This is a genomic window from Streptomyces sp. JLBG701 (assembly GCF_058544905.1).
Genome location: NZ_CM178588.1, coordinates 2898513 through 2913763, shown reverse-complemented (window position 1 = coordinate 2913763; position 15251 = coordinate 2898513). Strand labels below are relative to the sequence as shown.

The 15251-nt window shown below is 69.3% G+C and carries 12 protein-coding genes and 1 pseudogene; 7 read left to right on the top strand and 6 right to left on the bottom strand.

The window, feature by feature from the left end; genetic code table 11:
- Window positions 1-142 precede the first annotated feature (142 nt).
- The 5 genes and pseudogenes from AC5DRG_RS13325 to AC5DRG_RS13305 all read left to right on the top strand — a co-directional run bounded on the left by AC5DRG_RS13325 (window position 143) and on the right by AC5DRG_RS13305 (window position 5446).
- Entirely contained in the window at window positions 143-721 is a 579-nt protein-coding gene (locus tag AC5DRG_RS13325) for a TerD family protein (RefSeq protein WP_491810489.1), read from the top strand.
- A gap of 50 nt (window positions 722-771) precedes the next feature.
- Entirely contained in the window at window positions 772-2826 is a 2055-nt protein-coding gene (locus AC5DRG_RS13320; protein ID WP_491810487.1) for a TerD family protein, read from the top strand.
- 222 nt (window positions 2827-3048) lie between these two features.
- Entirely contained in the window at window positions 3049-4050 is a 1002-nt protein-coding gene (locus AC5DRG_RS13315; protein ID WP_491810485.1) for a TerC/Alx family metal homeostasis membrane protein, read from the top strand.
- 131 nt (window positions 4051-4181) lie between these two features.
- A complete protein-coding gene (locus AC5DRG_RS13310; RefSeq protein ID WP_491810484.1) occupies window positions 4182-4484 on the top strand; it encodes a hypothetical protein in 303 nt (100 codons plus the stop codon).
- Window positions 4485-4554: 70 nt separating this feature from the next.
- Window positions 4555-5446, top strand: a pseudogene (locus AC5DRG_RS13305) (calcium:cation antiporter).
- A 74-nt stretch (window positions 5447-5520) separates the two neighbouring features.
- On the opposite strand, the gene AC5DRG_RS13300 reads toward AC5DRG_RS13305, so the two are convergent.
- Window positions 5521-6792 (bottom strand): MFS transporter, encoded by a 1272-nt coding sequence (locus tag AC5DRG_RS13300; RefSeq protein WP_491810482.1) that lies wholly within the window; start codon window positions 6790-6792, stop codon window positions 5521-5523.
- A 174-nt stretch (window positions 6793-6966) separates the two neighbouring features.
- Here AC5DRG_RS13300 and aroQ point away from each other — a divergent pair, with 174 nt between their 5' ends.
- The gene (aroQ, locus tag AC5DRG_RS13295) at window positions 6967-7440 is read left to right on the top strand and encodes a type II 3-dehydroquinate dehydratase (protein ID WP_491810480.1); all 474 of its coding nucleotides are present in this window, start codon (window positions 6967-6969) and stop codon (window positions 7438-7440) included.
- 25 nt (window positions 7441-7465) lie between these two features.
- On the opposite strand, the gene AC5DRG_RS13290 is transcribed toward aroQ, so the two are convergent.
- The 5 genes from AC5DRG_RS13290 to AC5DRG_RS13270 form a co-directional block, all read right to left on the bottom strand.
- Entirely contained in the window at window positions 7466-8233 is a 768-nt protein-coding gene (locus AC5DRG_RS13290) for an amino acid ABC transporter ATP-binding protein (protein WP_491810478.1), read from the bottom strand.
- Window positions 8230-9147 (bottom strand): amino acid ABC transporter permease, encoded by a 918-nt coding sequence (locus tag AC5DRG_RS13285; protein ID WP_491810476.1) that lies wholly within the window; start codon window positions 9145-9147, stop codon window positions 8230-8232. The genes AC5DRG_RS13290 and AC5DRG_RS13285 overlap by 4 nt, the downstream gene beginning before the upstream one ends.
- A complete protein-coding gene (locus tag AC5DRG_RS13280; RefSeq protein ID WP_491810474.1) occupies window positions 9144-10028 on the bottom strand; it encodes an ABC transporter substrate-binding protein in 885 nt (294 codons plus the stop codon). The genes AC5DRG_RS13285 and AC5DRG_RS13280 overlap by 4 nt, the downstream gene beginning before the upstream one ends.
- A 418-nt stretch (window positions 10029-10446) precedes the next feature.
- Window positions 10447-11103 carry an MBL fold metallo-hydrolase gene (locus AC5DRG_RS13275; protein ID WP_491810472.1) on the bottom strand — a complete coding sequence of 219 codons (657 nt, stop codon included), beginning with the start codon at window positions 11101-11103 and terminating at the stop codon, window positions 10447-10449.
- A 64-nt stretch (window positions 11104-11167) separates the two neighbouring features.
- Window positions 11168-11854, bottom strand: coding sequence for a maleylpyruvate isomerase family mycothiol-dependent enzyme (locus tag AC5DRG_RS13270; protein ID WP_491810470.1), 687 nt, complete (start codon window positions 11852-11854; stop codon window positions 11168-11170).
- A 224-nt stretch (window positions 11855-12078) separates the two neighbouring features.
- Here AC5DRG_RS13270 and uvrA point away from each other — a divergent pair, with 224 nt between their 5' ends.
- A complete protein-coding gene (uvrA, locus tag AC5DRG_RS13265; protein ID WP_491810468.1) occupies window positions 12079-15087 on the top strand; it encodes an excinuclease ABC subunit UvrA in 3009 nt (1002 codons plus the stop codon).
- The last annotated feature ends 164 nt before the right edge of the window (window positions 15088-15251 follow it).

Genomic DNA, 15251 nt, shown 5'->3' with positions numbered 1-15251 from the left:
GGACCTCGGCATATGCGCGCAGTGTTGCAAGACCGACACAAAGTGCGAACCGGGGTTCGGCACTGTCAGTGCCGCTGCGTAGGGTTCTCGTCATCCGCGGACTCCGCGGCAACAGGGGACAGTTCGAGAGGGGAAACAGCGCGTGACCGTCAACATGACCAAGGGTCAGGCCATCAGTCTGCAGAAGAGTGACGGAGGCAGCCTGACCGCGGTTCGCATGGGTCTCGGCTGGCAGGCGGCTCCCCGTCGCGGCCTGTTCGGCTCGCGTACGCGGGAGATCGACCTCGACGCCTCCGCCGTGCTGTTCGCCGACAAGCAGCCCGTCGACGTGGTGTTCTTCCGCCACCTGGTGAGCGACGACGGCTCGGTGCGCCACACCGGTGACAACCTCGTGGGCGGCGTCGGGCAGGGCGGCGACGACGAGGCGATCCTCGTGGACCTGCAGCGCATCCCGGTCCACATCGACCAGATCGTCTTCACCGTCAACTCCTTCACGGGCCAGACCTTCCAGGAGGTGCAGAACGCGTTCTGCCGCCTGGTCGACGAGACCAACGGCCAGGAGCTCGCCCGCTACACACTGGCGGGCGGCGGCGCCTACACGGCCCAGATCATGGCGAAGGTGCACCGGACGGGCCCGGGCTGGACCATGACGGCCCTGGGTACGCCGGCCAACGGCCGTACCTTCCAGGACCTGATGCCTGCGATCCTGCCGCACCTGTAAGGCGCGCCCGCGAGCGGCACACGACACAGCGACACAGGGGGACGAACGCGATGACGGCCGAGCTGGTGCGGGGGCAGAACCACCCGCTCTCGCAGTCCCGTCTGGAGATCCGGATCTCGGCCGGCAAGCCGATCGTGGCCGCGGCCACGATCGGCGACGAGCACGGCAGGGTTCCGGGAGTCGAGTGGGTGGCGCACCCCGGTGCGCCCACCCTGCCCGGCATCGAGGTCTCCAAGCAGGCGGCAGCCGACCACCGTCTCGCGGTGGACCTGGGTGCCATGCCGGCGGCCGTGCACCGCGTCAGTGTGCTGCTCGCATTGCCCGCCGGGGGCGCGGGCCCGGTCCGGTTCGGTGTCCTGCCGGCTCCCTTCGTCGCCGTCACCGGCCTCGACGGCACCGAGGTCGCCGGCTACACCATCACCGGTCTGGACGCCGAGTCGGCCGTCGTCGCCCTGGAGCTCTACCGCAGACAGGGCGCTTGGAAGGTGCGAGCCGTCGGCCAGGGCTACGCGGGCGGCCTTTCCGAACTCCTCACCGACCAGGGCATGCCCGAGGCCCGTCAGCTCGCGGGCAGCATCAACGACGCGGTGGCCCGGGGCCTCGCCCGCTCGGTGGCGGCGCCTCCATCGCGTACGGCCGACGGCGACCGCTCCCGACAGACGGCCGCACCGGCCCTCGGCCCCGACCAGGGCACCTCCGGCCATGCGGACCAGGGCGCCCCCGGGCACGTACCCCCGCAGCCGGGGTCTCCGTACGGGCCCCAGTCCCCGCAGGGCACTCCGGCGACCGGAGTGCCGGGCCATCCGGCGCCGCAGCAGGGATACGCCCAAGGAGCCGCACCCGCGGACCCTTCAGCCGTCTCGCAGCCTTCGGCGCCCACCGCGGGCGGCCCCATCGACTACAGCCACCCACGCCGTCGGAACGCGGCTCCGCCGCCCCCTCCGACCGCGCCCCCGGCCCCGTCCGGGCAGCCCGCGCCGCCTGTCGCGGGTGACGCGACCGGCTGGTCCATGGACGAGCGGCTCTACAACCAGGTGTGGGGCATGTTCGAGGACCTGGCCCGTTCCACGGCCGCCTACCGCAGCGCCGTCGACTTTGCCGACTCGCGCATGGAGAAGGAACTCGACGAGGTCCTGTCCGACCCGCGCAGTCGGATCGGCGGCCAGGGCGACGCCGCACGCGAGGCAGCCCGGGCCAAGCACGCCCAACTCGCGGACCAGGCCAGGGCGGCCCTCGACCGGGACCTCGCCCAGCTCACCGCCGAGTCCGACGTGGTGGAACCCGCGCTGCCGCCCGCGTTCGCCCGCTGGGACAGCCCGGTCTGGCACGGCTACCGCGTACCGATGGAGACCCCCATGGCCCTGCGCCTGGGCGATCTCCATCTGCCCGAGAACGCGGAACTGCGCATCCCGATGCTGGTCCGGCTGCCCCTGGAGCGCGGCCTGTGGATCGACAGCGGACGTGCGGGATCGCCCGACGGGTCCTTCGCCGACTCCCACGACCTGCGACGCCTCGCGATGGAGACGGCGGTCGCGCACGCGGCCCGACTGCTCGCCGTCCATCCGGCAGGCGACTTCAGCGTCCATGTCATCGACCCGGCCGGCTCGGGAGCCCAGGCCCTGGCGCCCCTGGTGCGGGCCGGCGTGCTCGCGGCCCCGCCGGCGGCCGGCGCCGCGGGGGTGGCGGATGTCCTGGCCCGGCTCACCCAGCGGGTCGACCTGGTGCAGATGGCGGTGCGCGGCGGAGCCGCCGACTCGCTGCCGCCGGGCTTCGACACGGCCGAGCAGCTGCTGATCGTCAATGACTTCCCGCACGGTTTCGACGACCGGGCGGTGACCCAGCTCCGCTACCTCGCGGACGAGGGACCAGCCGTCGGAGTCCACCTGATGATGGTCGCGGACCGCGAGGACGCCACCGCCTACGGCCCGTTGCTCGACCCGCTCTGGCGTTCGCTGCTGCGACTGACCCCCGTGCCTGACGACCACCTCGCCGACCCGTGGGTGGGACATGCCTGGACGTACGACCCCGCACCCGTGCCGCCCGGCAGCCAGGTGCTCCAGCAGGTGCTCGCCCAGGTCGCGGAGGCTCGAACCAAGTACAGGTAAAGAGTTCTGACCAGCGTCTTTTAAGTTTCCTTTGCCAACTGCTTTACCTTTCCTTGGTGATTGGAGTACTGTCTTCCTTGCGGAGGGGAGTACTCCCTAATTACTGCGACGTACCCGTCAATACGGATCAGGCCAGATCCCGGGGCGTCGGCCCATCTGGGTGGAAGAGACCTCCGGCAGCGACGACGCTGACATTTGCCGTTACGTACTGCCGGAGGCGCAGTGGATGTTTCCCCGACCCTGTGGGTCCTGACCATCGTGGGCCTTGCCGCCCTCATCGCGATCGACTTCTTCATCGGCCGCAAGCCCCATGACGTGTCCATCAAGGAAGCCGGAATCTGGACGGTCGTCTGGATCGCCCTGGCCGGCCTCTTCGGGCTCGGCCTGCTCGTCTTCGGCGGCGGCCAGCCGTCCGGAGAGTTCTTCGCCGGCTTCATCACCGAGAAGTCGCTGAGCGTCGACAACCTCTTCGTCTTCGTCCTGATCATGGCGAAGTTCGCCGTGCCCTCGCAGTACCAGCAGCGGGTCCTGCTCGTCGGCGTCCTCATAGCCCTGGTCCTGCGGGCGATCTTCATCGCCGCGGGCGCCGCGATCCTCGCCAGCTTCGCCTGGGTCTTCTACATCTTCGGCGCGTTCCTCATCTACACCGCCTGGAAGCTCATCCAGGAAGCCCGGTCCGAGGAGGAGGACGAGGAGTTCGAGGAGAACAAGCTGCTCAAGGCCGCCGAGCGCCGCTTCGGCGTGGCCGACCGCTACCACGGCACCAAGCTGTGGATCCAGCAGAACGGCAAGCGGGTCATGACGCCGATGCTGGTCGTGATGCTCGCGATCGGTACCACCGACGTCCTGTTCGCCCTGGACTCGATCCCCGCGATCTTCGGCCTGACCCAGGATCCGTACATCGTGTTCACCGCCAACGCCTTCGCGCTGATGGGCCTCAGGCAGCTGTACTTCCTCATCGGCGGCCTGCTCAGGAAGCTGGTCCACCTCAGCTACGGCCTGTCGGTCATCCTCGGCTTCATCGGCGTCAAGCTGGTGCTGCACGCACTGCACGAGTCGGGGGTCCACGTCCCGGAGATCAGCATCCCGGTCTCGCTCGGCGTGATCTGCGCGGTCCTGATCGTCACTACGATCACCAGTCTGATGGCCTCCAAGAAGCAGGCGGCGGCCGAGGCGGCGCAGGCGCAGAGCGAAGGCGCTCCGAAGGACAGCATCGAGGCCTGACCGCTTCGGGCGTAGAAACAACCATCACCGGTAGGGGTGCTCGGCGAATTGCCGAGCACCCCTACCGGTGCTTGCTTTGATCCTGAGCGCGTTTCCCGGCCAGGGGGCGCAGCGGCCGGGTGGAGGCACCCATGAAGTTCGTGCAGATCATCGATTTCGAGACCGAACGCATGGAGGAGATGGAGCAGGTGCTCCAGGAAGCCATGCAGGGCAACACGGGCAGCACCGGCGGCCCCACGCGCCGAACCCTCCTGAAGGACCGTGACAACCCACGCCGTTACCTCGCCCTCATCGAGTTCGACTCCTATGACGAGGCCATGCGCAACAGCGAGGCTCCCGAGACGGGCAAGCTGGCCGAGCAACTGGGCGCGCTGTGCATCGGCGATCGCGTCTTCACCAACTGCGACCTGCTGGACATGCGCGAACTCAAGTAGCCGGGCGCCCTGCGGACGGGCCCCGCGTGACCGGAGTGCGGGGCCCGTTCACCTCTGCGACGATCGCTGCGTGATCGCCAGAATCCGGTGGCTCGCCACACGGTGGACGTTCCTCGTGCGGGTCTCGCGGTCGTCCTGCTGATCTTCACCTGGCGGCGCGACCTGCCCGGCGCGGTCGTCGTGCTGGTGACCCTGGTCCTCGCCGGAGCCGTCCTGGCCGCCGTGCACCACGCGGAAGTGGTTGCCCACCGGGTCGGTGAACCGTTCGGCTCACTAGTTCTCGCCGTGGCGGTCACGATCACCGAGGTCGCCCTGATCGTGACCTTGATGGCCGCCGGCAGGGACAAGAGCTCGACCCTGGCCAGGGACACGGTCTTCGCGGCCGTGATGATCACCTGCAACGGCATCGTCGGCATCTGCCTTCTGGTCGCCTCGCTGCGCCACGGCACAGCCGTCTTCAACTCCGAGGGCACCGGCGCCGCCCTCGCGACTGTGGCGACCCTGGCCACGCTCAGCCTCGTACTGGCCCACCTTCACCACCAGCAGGCCCGGCCCGGAGTTCTCCACCACACAGCTGACCTTCGCCGCGCTCTCCTCGCTCATCCTCTACGGCCTGTTCGTGGCGACCCAGACAGTGCGGCACCGCGACTACTTCCTGCCGATCACCCGGCAGGGCGAGGTGATCACCGCGGACCACCACGCCGACGCGCCGACCTCCCGTACCGCCTGGATCAGCGTGGGGCTGCTCGGCCTCGCCCTGGTCGGAGTGGTCGGTCTGGCCAAGGGGGCGTCGCCCACGATCGAGTCCGGGGTCGAGGCCGCCGGTCTGCCCCACGCGTCGTCTGCGTGATCATCGCGCCGCTCGTGCTGCTCCCCGAGACCATGGCCGGGCCACGCCGCTCCAAGGGGGCGTTCATCTGGTGTTGTTCGCGGTGTACTTGGAGCTGGCGATCAATCCATAAGGCGATTCATCGATGGGCGTGCCGGACGGTGCCGGACGGCTCGTAAACGCTTACGCAAGCGATTACGCGGGCCGTCATCCGGTGACCGGCTCCACCGCGGCCACCGGCACGGGGCGCGTCTCGGGCAGCAGCGCGAAGCACCCCAGACTGAGCAGCGCGATGCCCGTCAGATACGCGGCCACGCTCCAGGGCACCCGGCCACCGTGCTCGGCGAGCGCCGTGGCCACGATCGGCGTGAGCGCACCCCCGAGGACCCCGCCGAGGTTGTAGCCGACCGCGGCGCCCGTGCAGCGCACCCTGGGTTCGTACAACTCCGGCAGATACGCGGCGATCACGGCGAACATCGTGACGAACGCGAGCAGCGCCACCAGGAAACCGAGGAACATCAGCAGCGGCTCGCCGGTCGCCAGGAGCGCCACCATCGGGAACATCCACAGCGCGGTCGCCGCGCAGCCCGCCATACACAGGGGCTTCCGACCGTAGCGGTCGCCGAGCACTGCCACGAGCGGCGTCAGCGAACCCTTCACCACCACCGCGGCCATGATGCAGGCCAGTATGACGGTACGGCTCACCCCGAGCCGCTCCGTCGCATACGCGAGGGACCAGGTCGTCACGGCGTAGAAGACCGCGTATCCGACCGCGAGCGCTCCCGCGGTGAGCAGCACGAGCCGCCAGTGCTCGCGCACGACCTCCGAGAGCGGCACGCGCGCGTGGTCGTCGATTTCGAGGAACCGCGGACTCTCGGCGAGCGAGGAGCGCAGCCACAGCCCCGCCACGGCCAGCACCCCGGCCGCCCAGAACGGCACCCGCCACCCCCACGCCGCGAACTGCGCGTCGGACAGCGTCGCCGACAGCACCAGCATCACGCCGTTGGCGAGCACGAAGCCCACCGCCGGCCCGACCTGCGGGAAGCTCGACCACAGCCCGCGCCGGTCGGCGGGCGCGTGCTCCGCGGTCAGCAGCACCGCCCCGCCCCACTCCCCGCCGAGCCCGAGCCCCTGCAGAAACCGCAGGACGAGCAGCAGCACCGGAGCGGCAACTCCGAGCGTGTCGTACGTCGGCACACAGCCGACCGCCACCGTCGAGGCGCCGGTCAGCAGCAGCGAGGCGACGAGCACCGGCCGTCTCCCGCGCCGGTCCCCGATGTGCCCGAACAGCACCGAACCCAACGGCCGGGCGACGAACCCCACGCCGAAGGTCCCGAAGGCGGCCAGTGTCCCCGCCACCGGCGAGAACGTCGGAAAGAACAGCGGCCCCAGGACCAGTGCCGCGGCGGTCCCGTAGACGAAGAAGTCGTAGAACTCGATGGCCGTCCCGGCGAGCGAGGCGGCCGCGAGTCGCAGCATGGAAGGTGCCTTTGTGGTGCGTGCGTCGTGCATGCCGCGTCAACTACCCACGGTGACCAGTGGTTACGGGACGTGGGTTTGATACGGGCCGTCACCAGGGTCGTGCACCGTGATAAACCGGGTCCGAGCAGCGGTCTTCGATCGACCGCCCCCTTTGAACGGACCGGAGGAACCGTGCCCCGCACCCTGGCCAACGCCCCGATCATGATCCTCAACGGCCCCAACCTGAACCTCCTGGGCCAGCGCCAGCCGGAGATCTACGGCTCCGACACACTCGCCGACGTCGAGGCACTGTGCGTCAAGGCGGCGGCCGCGCACGGTGGCACGGTGGACTTCCGACAGTCCAACCACGAGGGGGAGTTGGTGGACTGGATCCACGAGGCGCGGCTGAACCACGCCGGCATCGTGATCAACCCGGGCGCCTACTCGCACACCTCCGTCGCGATCCTGGACGCGCTCAACACCTGCGACGGCATGCCGGTGCTGGAGGTCCACATCTCCAACATCCACCAGCGTGAATCGTTCCGGCACCACTCGTACGTCTCGCTGCGTGCCGACGGAGTCATCGCGGGATGCGGTGTGCAGGGGTACGTGTTCGGCGTGGAGCGGGTCGCGGCGCTGGCGGGGGCAGGCAAGGCCGACGCGTAAGCACCGGCCTCCGGGCGTGCGCCCCTTACAGGCGTCCCGCCTCCACGATCCGTCGCAGGAATTGCTGCGTGCGCTCCTGCTGCGGTTCGCCGAAGATCTGTTCCGAGGTGCCGCGCTCCAGGACCACGCCTCCGTCCAGAAAACAAACCTGATCGGCGACCTCGCGCGCGAAGGCCATCTCGTGTGTGGCCAGCACCATGGTCATGCCGTCGTCCTTCAGGTCGCGGACGACGCTGAGGACCTCGCCCACGAGCTCGGGGTCGAGCGCCGCGGTGATCTCGTCGAACAGCAGCAGCCGGGGACGTACGGCCAGAGCGCGCACGATCGCCACCCGCTGCTGCTGGCCGCCGCTCAGCCGGTCCGGGTACTCGCCCGCCCTCCCACCGAGCCCGAGCCGCTCCAGGAGCTCCCTGGCACGTTCCTCGGCCTCCTCGCGGGACACGCCGTGCACCCGTCGCGGGGCGAGCGTGATGTTCTCCAGCACCGTCATGTGCGGAAAGAGGTTGTACGCCTGGAAGACCACGCCGATACGGCGGCGCACGGCGTCCTGGTCGACGCGCGGGTCGGTGATCTCCTCACCGTCGAGCCAGATCGCGCCGTCGTCGATGTCCTCCAGGAGGTTCGCGCAGCGCAGGAGCGTGGACTTGCCGGAGCCGGAGGCGCCGATCAGCGCGGTCACCGTGTGCGGGGCGACCTCCAGGTCGACGTCCCGCAGTACGACCGACTCGCCGAACGTCTTGCGGACGGACTCCATGCGCAGAACCGGAGAACCTTCGGTGGGCGTGCTGCTCATATCGTGCCTCCCTGGGCCCGCTGACGGTCCATCCGGGCCGTCACCCAGTCCGTGAAGCGGGTCATCGGGATGGTCAGCGCCACGAAGACCAGCCCCGCGACGATGTACGGCGTGTAGTTGAGGCTGCGGCCCACGATGATGTCGGCGGCCCGTACGGCGTCCACCGCGCCGCCGATGGAGACGAGACCGGTGTCCTTCTGGAGCGACACCAGGTCGTTCAGCAGGGGCGGCACCTGACGGCGTACCGCCTGCGGCAGCACCACGAAGCGCAGCGCCTGCCGGTTGCTGAGGCCCAGCGAACGGGCCGCGGCGCGCTGCGAGGGGTGGACGGACTCGATGCCGGCGCGGAACACCTCGGCGACGTACGCCGAGTACGTCAGGGTCAGCGCCGTACCGCCGAGCAGCACCGGGTCGACGGTCACGCCCTGCAGCCGCAGCGCCGGGACACCCAGGACCACGATCATCAGGTTGATGATCAGCGGGAGCCCGCGGAAGAAGTCGGTGTAGGCGGCGGCCAGCACCCGCAGCGGGAAGAACACCGGACCGCGCAGCGTACGGGCGATGGCGATCAGCATGCCCAGAACGAGTACCGCGACGCCGCAGATCAGCAGCAGCCGCACGTTGAGCCACAGCCCTTCGAGGACCTTCGGGAACGCCTCGCGCGCGTACCCCCAGTCGAAGAACGTCTCCTTGGTGCGCGGCCAGCCGGGCGCGCTGACGACGACCAGGTACAGGACGACGCCCGTGACGAGGGTCGAGGCCGCGGCCAGCGCGGTCGCGCGGCGGGCGCGGGTGCGCTTGAAGCGCTCGCGGTCCAGCCGTCGCTGCGACGGGACGTACCCGTCCCCCGCGCCGGGCATGTCACCCTTGCCGTCCGCGCCCTCCGGGCCGGACTCCGCCTTCGCGATCGTCACTTGAGCACCGGGGCGTCGACGGCGTCCGAGAGCCACTCCTGCTCGATCTTCGCCAGCGTGCCGTCCTTGCGCAGCGTGTCCACCGCGTCCGTGACGCACGAGGTGAGGGAGCTGCCCTTGTCGAGGACGAGGCCGAACTGCTCCGGCGTGCCGCCCTGGTTCTCGAACTGCCCGACGATCTTCGCGTCCGTCACCTCGGCCGCGGTGATGTAGAAGGCGGTCGGCAGGTCGGTGACGATGGCGTCGACCTGGCCGTTCTTGAGCGCCGACTTGGCCTGGTCGTTCTTGGCGTACACGGCGGGGTCCTGCGTCGGCTTCACCACGTCGTTGATGTAGTCCAGGCTCGTGGTGCCGACCTGGGCGCCCAGCTTGAGGCCCTTGAGATCCGCGAGGCTGGTCGCCTTCGCGGCCTTGCTGTCCTTCAGCGCGATGACGGCCTGGCGCACGTCGTAGTAGCCGGACGAGAAGTCGACGGCCTTCTTGCGCTCGGCGCTGATCGACACCTGGTTGATGTCGAAGTCGAAGGTCTTCACCCCGGGCGCGAAGGCCTTGTTGAAGGGGACGCTCTGCCAGACGACGGCGCTCTTGTCGTACCCGAGCTCATCGGCCACGGCGTACGCGACCGCCGATTCGAAGCCCTCGCCGTTGGCGGGCTTGTCGTCCTTGAACCACGGCTCGTACGCGGGCTCGTCGGTCGCGATCGTCAGCTTGCCGGAGGTCTTGGTGGCCAACTTGCCCTTGGCGCAGGTGCTTCCGGCCGACCCGGAAGACGTGTCGCTCGCCTTCTCCTCCGGCTGCGGAGCACAACCGACGGCTGTGGCGAGCAGGGCTATCGTCGCGGCGGCGACTGCGCGGCGCAGAGCGCGAGAGGCGAGGTGCATGGCGGGAGAGTGACAGTCCATCGTCCCGTTTGTCCAGGTCACAGCGGCAACTGTCCGCATAGTGGGAACGGGTGTTGCCGTCTTGTGAACGGTCGCTGTGGACGGCTCGCCGGGGCCGCCGGTCGAGGGCGGGGATCGAAAGACCGGCGGCCCATACCGCGCAGGAGCCGTCTTCCTGTGCGGGGCTGCCTCCAGTTGACTCCGCAACCAGGTGCGCCGGGAGTGCGCGTTCGCCACCGGCGTGTGTGAAGGCTTCACACGGGGCGCGTGCGGCGGGCACGCGCGCAGCGCGCGAATTGAGGCTCACGCGGGGCGCACGCGCCGGGCGTGCGCTACGTGTTCACGCCGGGGCACGCGCCCATTGCGGTCGCGCCCCGCGTGGGCTCGCACCTCGTACGCCGGTGCGTACCGCCCGCGTTCACCACCCCCGCGCGTGCCACTCCGGCAGATGCGGCCGCTCCGCGCCCAGCGTGGTGTCGTTGCCGTGGCCCGGATAGACCCAGGTCTCGTCCGGGAGCACCGCGAAGATCTTCGTCTCGACGTCATGGATCAGACTGGCGAACGCCTTCGGATCCTTACGGGTGTTGCCCACACCGCCCGGGAAGAGGCAGTCCCCGGTGAACACATGGGGGTGCCCGTGCGGGTCGTCGTAGACGAGGGCGATCGAGCCCGGCGTGTGCCCGATGAGATGGCGCGCGGTCAGCTCCACGCGCCCCACCCGGATGGTGTCGCCGTCGTCGACCAGGACGTCGGTCGGCACGGGAATGCCGGTGGCGTCGTCCCGGCCCGCGTAGGTCCGGGCGCCGGTGGCCGCCACGACCTCGGCGAGTGCCTGCCAGTGGTCGCCGTGCTGGTGCGTGGTGACGAGGGACGCGATGCCGTCGTCACCGATCGTGCCGAGCAGCGTGTCCGCGTCGTTGGCCGCGTCGATCAGCAACTGCTCGTCCGTGGCCCGACAGCGCAGCAGATAGGCGTTGTTGTCCATCGGACCGACCGCGATCTTCGTGATGATCAGGTCCTGCAACTCATGCACGTCGGCCGGTCCGCCGACCTTCACCGCTCCGCTGTACGTCATGGCGGTCAGCCTATAGCGGGGGAGCGGAGGAGGAACCCGCGCCGAGGTCGACCCGGCACCATGACTACAGAGGGGGAAGCGTCGGCAGAGATCCGCCCCTGACGGTCAGCGCGGATCCGTCGCGGCGGCCGGCGAGCCAGCCGAGCAGATCGGCCGGGCCGCCGCTGACCGTGACCTCGGGCTCGGACGTCTCCCGGCCCGTGCTCCACGCGCGCGTGCCGTCCGTGAGACGGGTGGGCGGGACATCGGGGTGCCCGGTGAACCGCTCGGCCAGGAAGTCGGTCTCCCGCTGCGTGAACTCCGCCGGAAGATCCTCCAGCTCGTACCCGGCCCCGAGATCCACATGGTGCAGCTCGACCTCGACCCACCGCCGGAACGGCACCCGGGACGCGGAGTCGGTGACCCCGCCCCGCAGCTCCACCGTGCGCGACCAGTCCGCGGGCGCGGTACCCGCCTCCTGGAAGCGGGCCGCGCTCTCGCGCACGTCGGCGAGCTGGATGTCGAGGGCGCGCGGGGCGTCACGCTCGATGTCGGCGTCCCTGGCGTCCACGGAGACGTACATGGGACGTCCCTCCAGGACGTTCACGAGAGCGTCGGCGTTGCGGGCCAGGTGGGCGAGGACGTGGCCACGGGTCCAGCCGGGGAGCCGTGACGGCTCGGCCACGGAAGCGTTGTCCAGTTTGGCGGCTGCGGTGAGCAGTCGTTCCGTCGCGTCACGTACAGATCCCAGGTCGCGCGCGTGATCAATCATGGATCCGACCCTAGCCCCGCCACACGTTTGGGTGAAGGTGGTCGACTGCCCCCGCAAATCGAATGCGCGTGCTATATGGTCGGACGCGGCGTCGGGCATGCTGGATGGTCGGGGATTGTTAAGCAACCGGGAATCCGACCGGCGTTGTCAGTGGCTCCCCCTAGTCTGAGAAATCGATGGGGGCCCCGCCCCTGTCACTTCTCTCAAGAAAGGTGCGGACCGGCGTGGCCGACCGTCTCATCGTCCGTGGCGCGCGCGAGCACAATCTGAAGAATGTCTCGCTCGACCTGCCACGCGACTCGCTCATCGTCTTCACGGGCCTGTCGGGGTCGGGCAAGTCCTCGCTGGCCTTCGACACCATCTTCGCCGAGGGACAGCGGCGCTACGTGGAGTCGCTGTCCTCGTACGCCCGCCAGTTCCTCGGGCAGATGGACAAGCCGGATGTCGACTTCATCGAGGGCCTCTCCCCGGCTGTCTCCATCGACCAGAAGTCGACCTCGCGCAACCCGCGCTCCACGGTCGGCACCATCACCGAGGTCTACGACTACCTGCGACTGCTCTTCGCGCGCATCGGCAAGCCGCACTGCCCCGAGTGCCGCCGCCCGATCTCGCGCCAGTCGCCGCAGGCCATCGTCGACAGGGTCCTGGAACTGCCGGAGGGGAGCCGCTTCCAGGTGCTGTCGCCGCTGGTGCGCGAGCGCAAGGGCGAGTTCGTCGACCTCTTCGCCGACCTCCAGACCAAGGGCTACAGCCGCGCGCGCGTGGACGGCGAGACCATCCAGCTCTCCAACCCGCCCACGCTGAAGAAGCAGGAGAAGCACACCATCGAGGTGGTCATCGACCGCCTCACGGTGAAGGAGTCTGCCAAGCGCCGCCTCACCGACTCCGTCGAGACGGCCCTCGGTCTGGCCGGCGGCATGGTCGTGCTCGACTTCGTCGACCTCCCCGAGGGCGACCCCGAGCGCGAGCGCATGTACTCCGAGCACCTGTACTGCCCGTACGACGACCTGTCCTTCGAGGAGCTGGAGCCGCGCTCCTTCTCCTTCAACTCGCCCTTCGGCGCCTGCCCCGAGTGCTCCGGCATCGGCACGCGCATGGAGGTCGACGCCGAACTGATCGTCCCCGACGAGGACAAGTCCCTCGACGAGGGCGCCATCCACCCCTGGTCGCACGGTCACACCAAGGACTACTTCGGCCGCCTCATCGGCGCTCTCGCGGACGCGCTGGGATTCCGGACCGACATCCCCTTCGCGGGTCTGCCACAGCGCGCCAAGAAGGCCCTGCTCTACGGGCACAAGACGCAGATCGAGGTCCGCTACCGCAACCGGTACGGGCGCGAGCGCGTGTACACCACGCCCTTCGAAGGCGCCGTCCCCTTCGTCAAGCGGCGGCACGGCGAAGCTGAGAGCGACGCCAGCCGCGAGCGCTTCGAGGGCTATATGCGGGAGGTGCCCTGCCCCACCTGTGAGGGCACACGCCTCAAGCCGATCGTCCTCGCGGTCACGATCATGGACAGGTCGATCGCCGAGGTCTCCGCGATGTCGATCAGCGACTGCGCGGAATTCCTGGGCAAGCTGAAGCTCGACGCCCGCGACAAGAAGATCGCGGAGCGCGTGCTGAAGGAGGTCAACGAGCGACTGCGGTTCCTGGTCGACGTCGGCCTGGACTATCTCTCGCTCAACCGCGCGGCCGGCACGCTCTCCGGCGGCGAGGCCCAGCGCATCCGCCTGGCCACCCAGATCGGCTCCGGCCTCGTCGGCGTCCTGTACGTCCTCGACGAGCCGTCCATCGGCCTGCACCAGCGCGACAACCACCGGCTCATCGAGACCCTGGTCAGGCTGCGCGACATGGGCAACACGCTCATCGTCGTGGAGCACGACGAGGACACCATCAAGGTCGCCGACTGGATCGTCGACATCGGTCCGGGCGCGGGCGAGCACGGCGGCAAGGTCGTGCACAGCGGCTCTCTGAAGGAGTTGCTCGCCAACGCCGAGTCGCAGACCGGGCAGTACCTGTCCGGCAAGAAGTCCATCCCGCTGCCCGACATCCGTCGCCCGCGCGATCCGTCCCGGCAGCTCACGGTGCACGGCGCCCGCGAGAACAACCTCCAGGACATCGACGTCTCGTTCCCGCTGGGTGTGTTCACCGCGGTCACCGGCGTGTCCGGCTCCGGCAAGTCGACCCTGGTCAACGACATCCTGTACACGCACCTGGCCCGGGAGCTGAACGGCGCGAGGAGCGTGCCCGGGCGGCACACGCGTGTGGACGGCGACGACCTCGTCGACAAGGTCGTCCACGTCGACCAGTCGCCCATCGGCCGTACCCCCCGGTCGAACCCGGCGACGTACACCGGCGTCTTCGACCACGTCCGCAAGCTGTTCGCGGAGACGACCGAGGCGAAGGTCCGCGGCTATCTGCCGGGCCGCTTCTCCTTCAACGTCAAGGGCGGCCGCTGCGAGAACTGCGCGGGCGACGGCACCATCAAGATCGAGATGAACTTCCTGCCGGACGTGTACGTCCCGTGCGAGGTCTGCCACGGTGCCCGCTACAACCGGGAGACCCTGGAGGTCCACTACAAGGCCAAGTCCATCGCCGACGTCCTGAACATGCCGATCGAGGAAGGCATGCACTTCTTCGAGGCGGTCCCCGCGATCGCCCGTCACCTCAGAACGCTGAACGACGTGGGTCTCGGCTATGTCCGGCTCGGTCAGTCCGCGACCACCCTGTCCGGCGGCGAGGCTCAGCGTGTGAAGCTGGCCAGCGAGCTGCAGAAGCGGTCCACCGGACGCACGGTCTACGTCCTGGACGAGCCGACCACCGGTCTGCACTTCGAGGACATCAGCAAGTTGCTGAAGGTGCTGGCCGGCCTGGTCGACAAGGGCAACACGGTCATCGTCATCGAGCACAACCTCGACGTGATCAAGACCGCCGACTGGGTCGTCGACATGGGCCCCGAGGGCGGCGCCGGCGGTGGTCTCGTCATCGCCGAGGGCACCCCCGAGCAGGTCGCCGGAGCCCCCGCCAGCCACACCGGCAAGTTCCTGCGCGAGATCCTCGTCCCCGACCGCATCAGCGACGCGGCCCCGGTGAAGGCCCCGCGCAAGACGGCGGCCAAGAAGACGGTCGCGGCCAAATCGTCGGCGACGAAGACGGCCACGGCCAAGACCGCCAACAACACGGCCACGAAGAAGGCGGCGCCCGCGAAGAAGACGACGCGGGCACGAAAGGCCTGATCCCGTCCGAGCGGGCCGGCCCGACAAGTCCGGAAAAAGTGCGGCGCCCCGCGGGAACTCCCCGCGGGGCGCCGCTCGTTCCACAATCAGCCACCCTGGCCCTGCGGTTCGACGAACTGCATGTCCAGCTGAACCTTGACAACATCACGCCCAGCGGGGCAATA

What these genes read in the sequence shown, in the direction of transcription:
- AC5DRG_RS13270 (WP_491810470.1), bottom strand. Translation starts at nt 11,854, where the DNA reads ATGATTGATCACGCGCGCGACCTGGGATCTGTACGTGACGCGACGGAA.
- AC5DRG_RS13290 (WP_491810478.1), bottom strand. Translation starts at nt 8,233, where the DNA reads ATGAGCAGCACGCCCACCGAAGGTTCTCCGGTTCTGCGCATGGAGTCC.
- AC5DRG_RS13310 (WP_491810484.1), top strand. Translation starts at nt 4,182, where the DNA reads ATGAAGTTCGTGCAGATCATCGATTTCGAGACCGAACGCATGGAGGAG.
- AC5DRG_RS13280 (WP_491810474.1), bottom strand. Translation starts at nt 10,028, where the DNA reads ATGCACCTCGCCTCTCGCGCTCTGCGCCGCGCAGTCGCCGCCGCGACG.
- AC5DRG_RS13300 (WP_491810482.1), bottom strand. Translation starts at nt 6,792, where the DNA reads ATGCTGCGACTCGCGGCCGCCTCGCTCGCCGGGACGGCCATCGAGTTC.
- AC5DRG_RS13275 (WP_491810472.1), bottom strand. Translation starts at nt 11,103, where the DNA reads ATGACGTACAGCGGAGCGGTGAAGGTCGGCGGACCGGCCGACGTGCAT.
- AC5DRG_RS13320 (WP_491810487.1), top strand. Translation starts at nt 772, where the DNA reads ATGACGGCCGAGCTGGTGCGGGGGCAGAACCACCCGCTCTCGCAGTCC.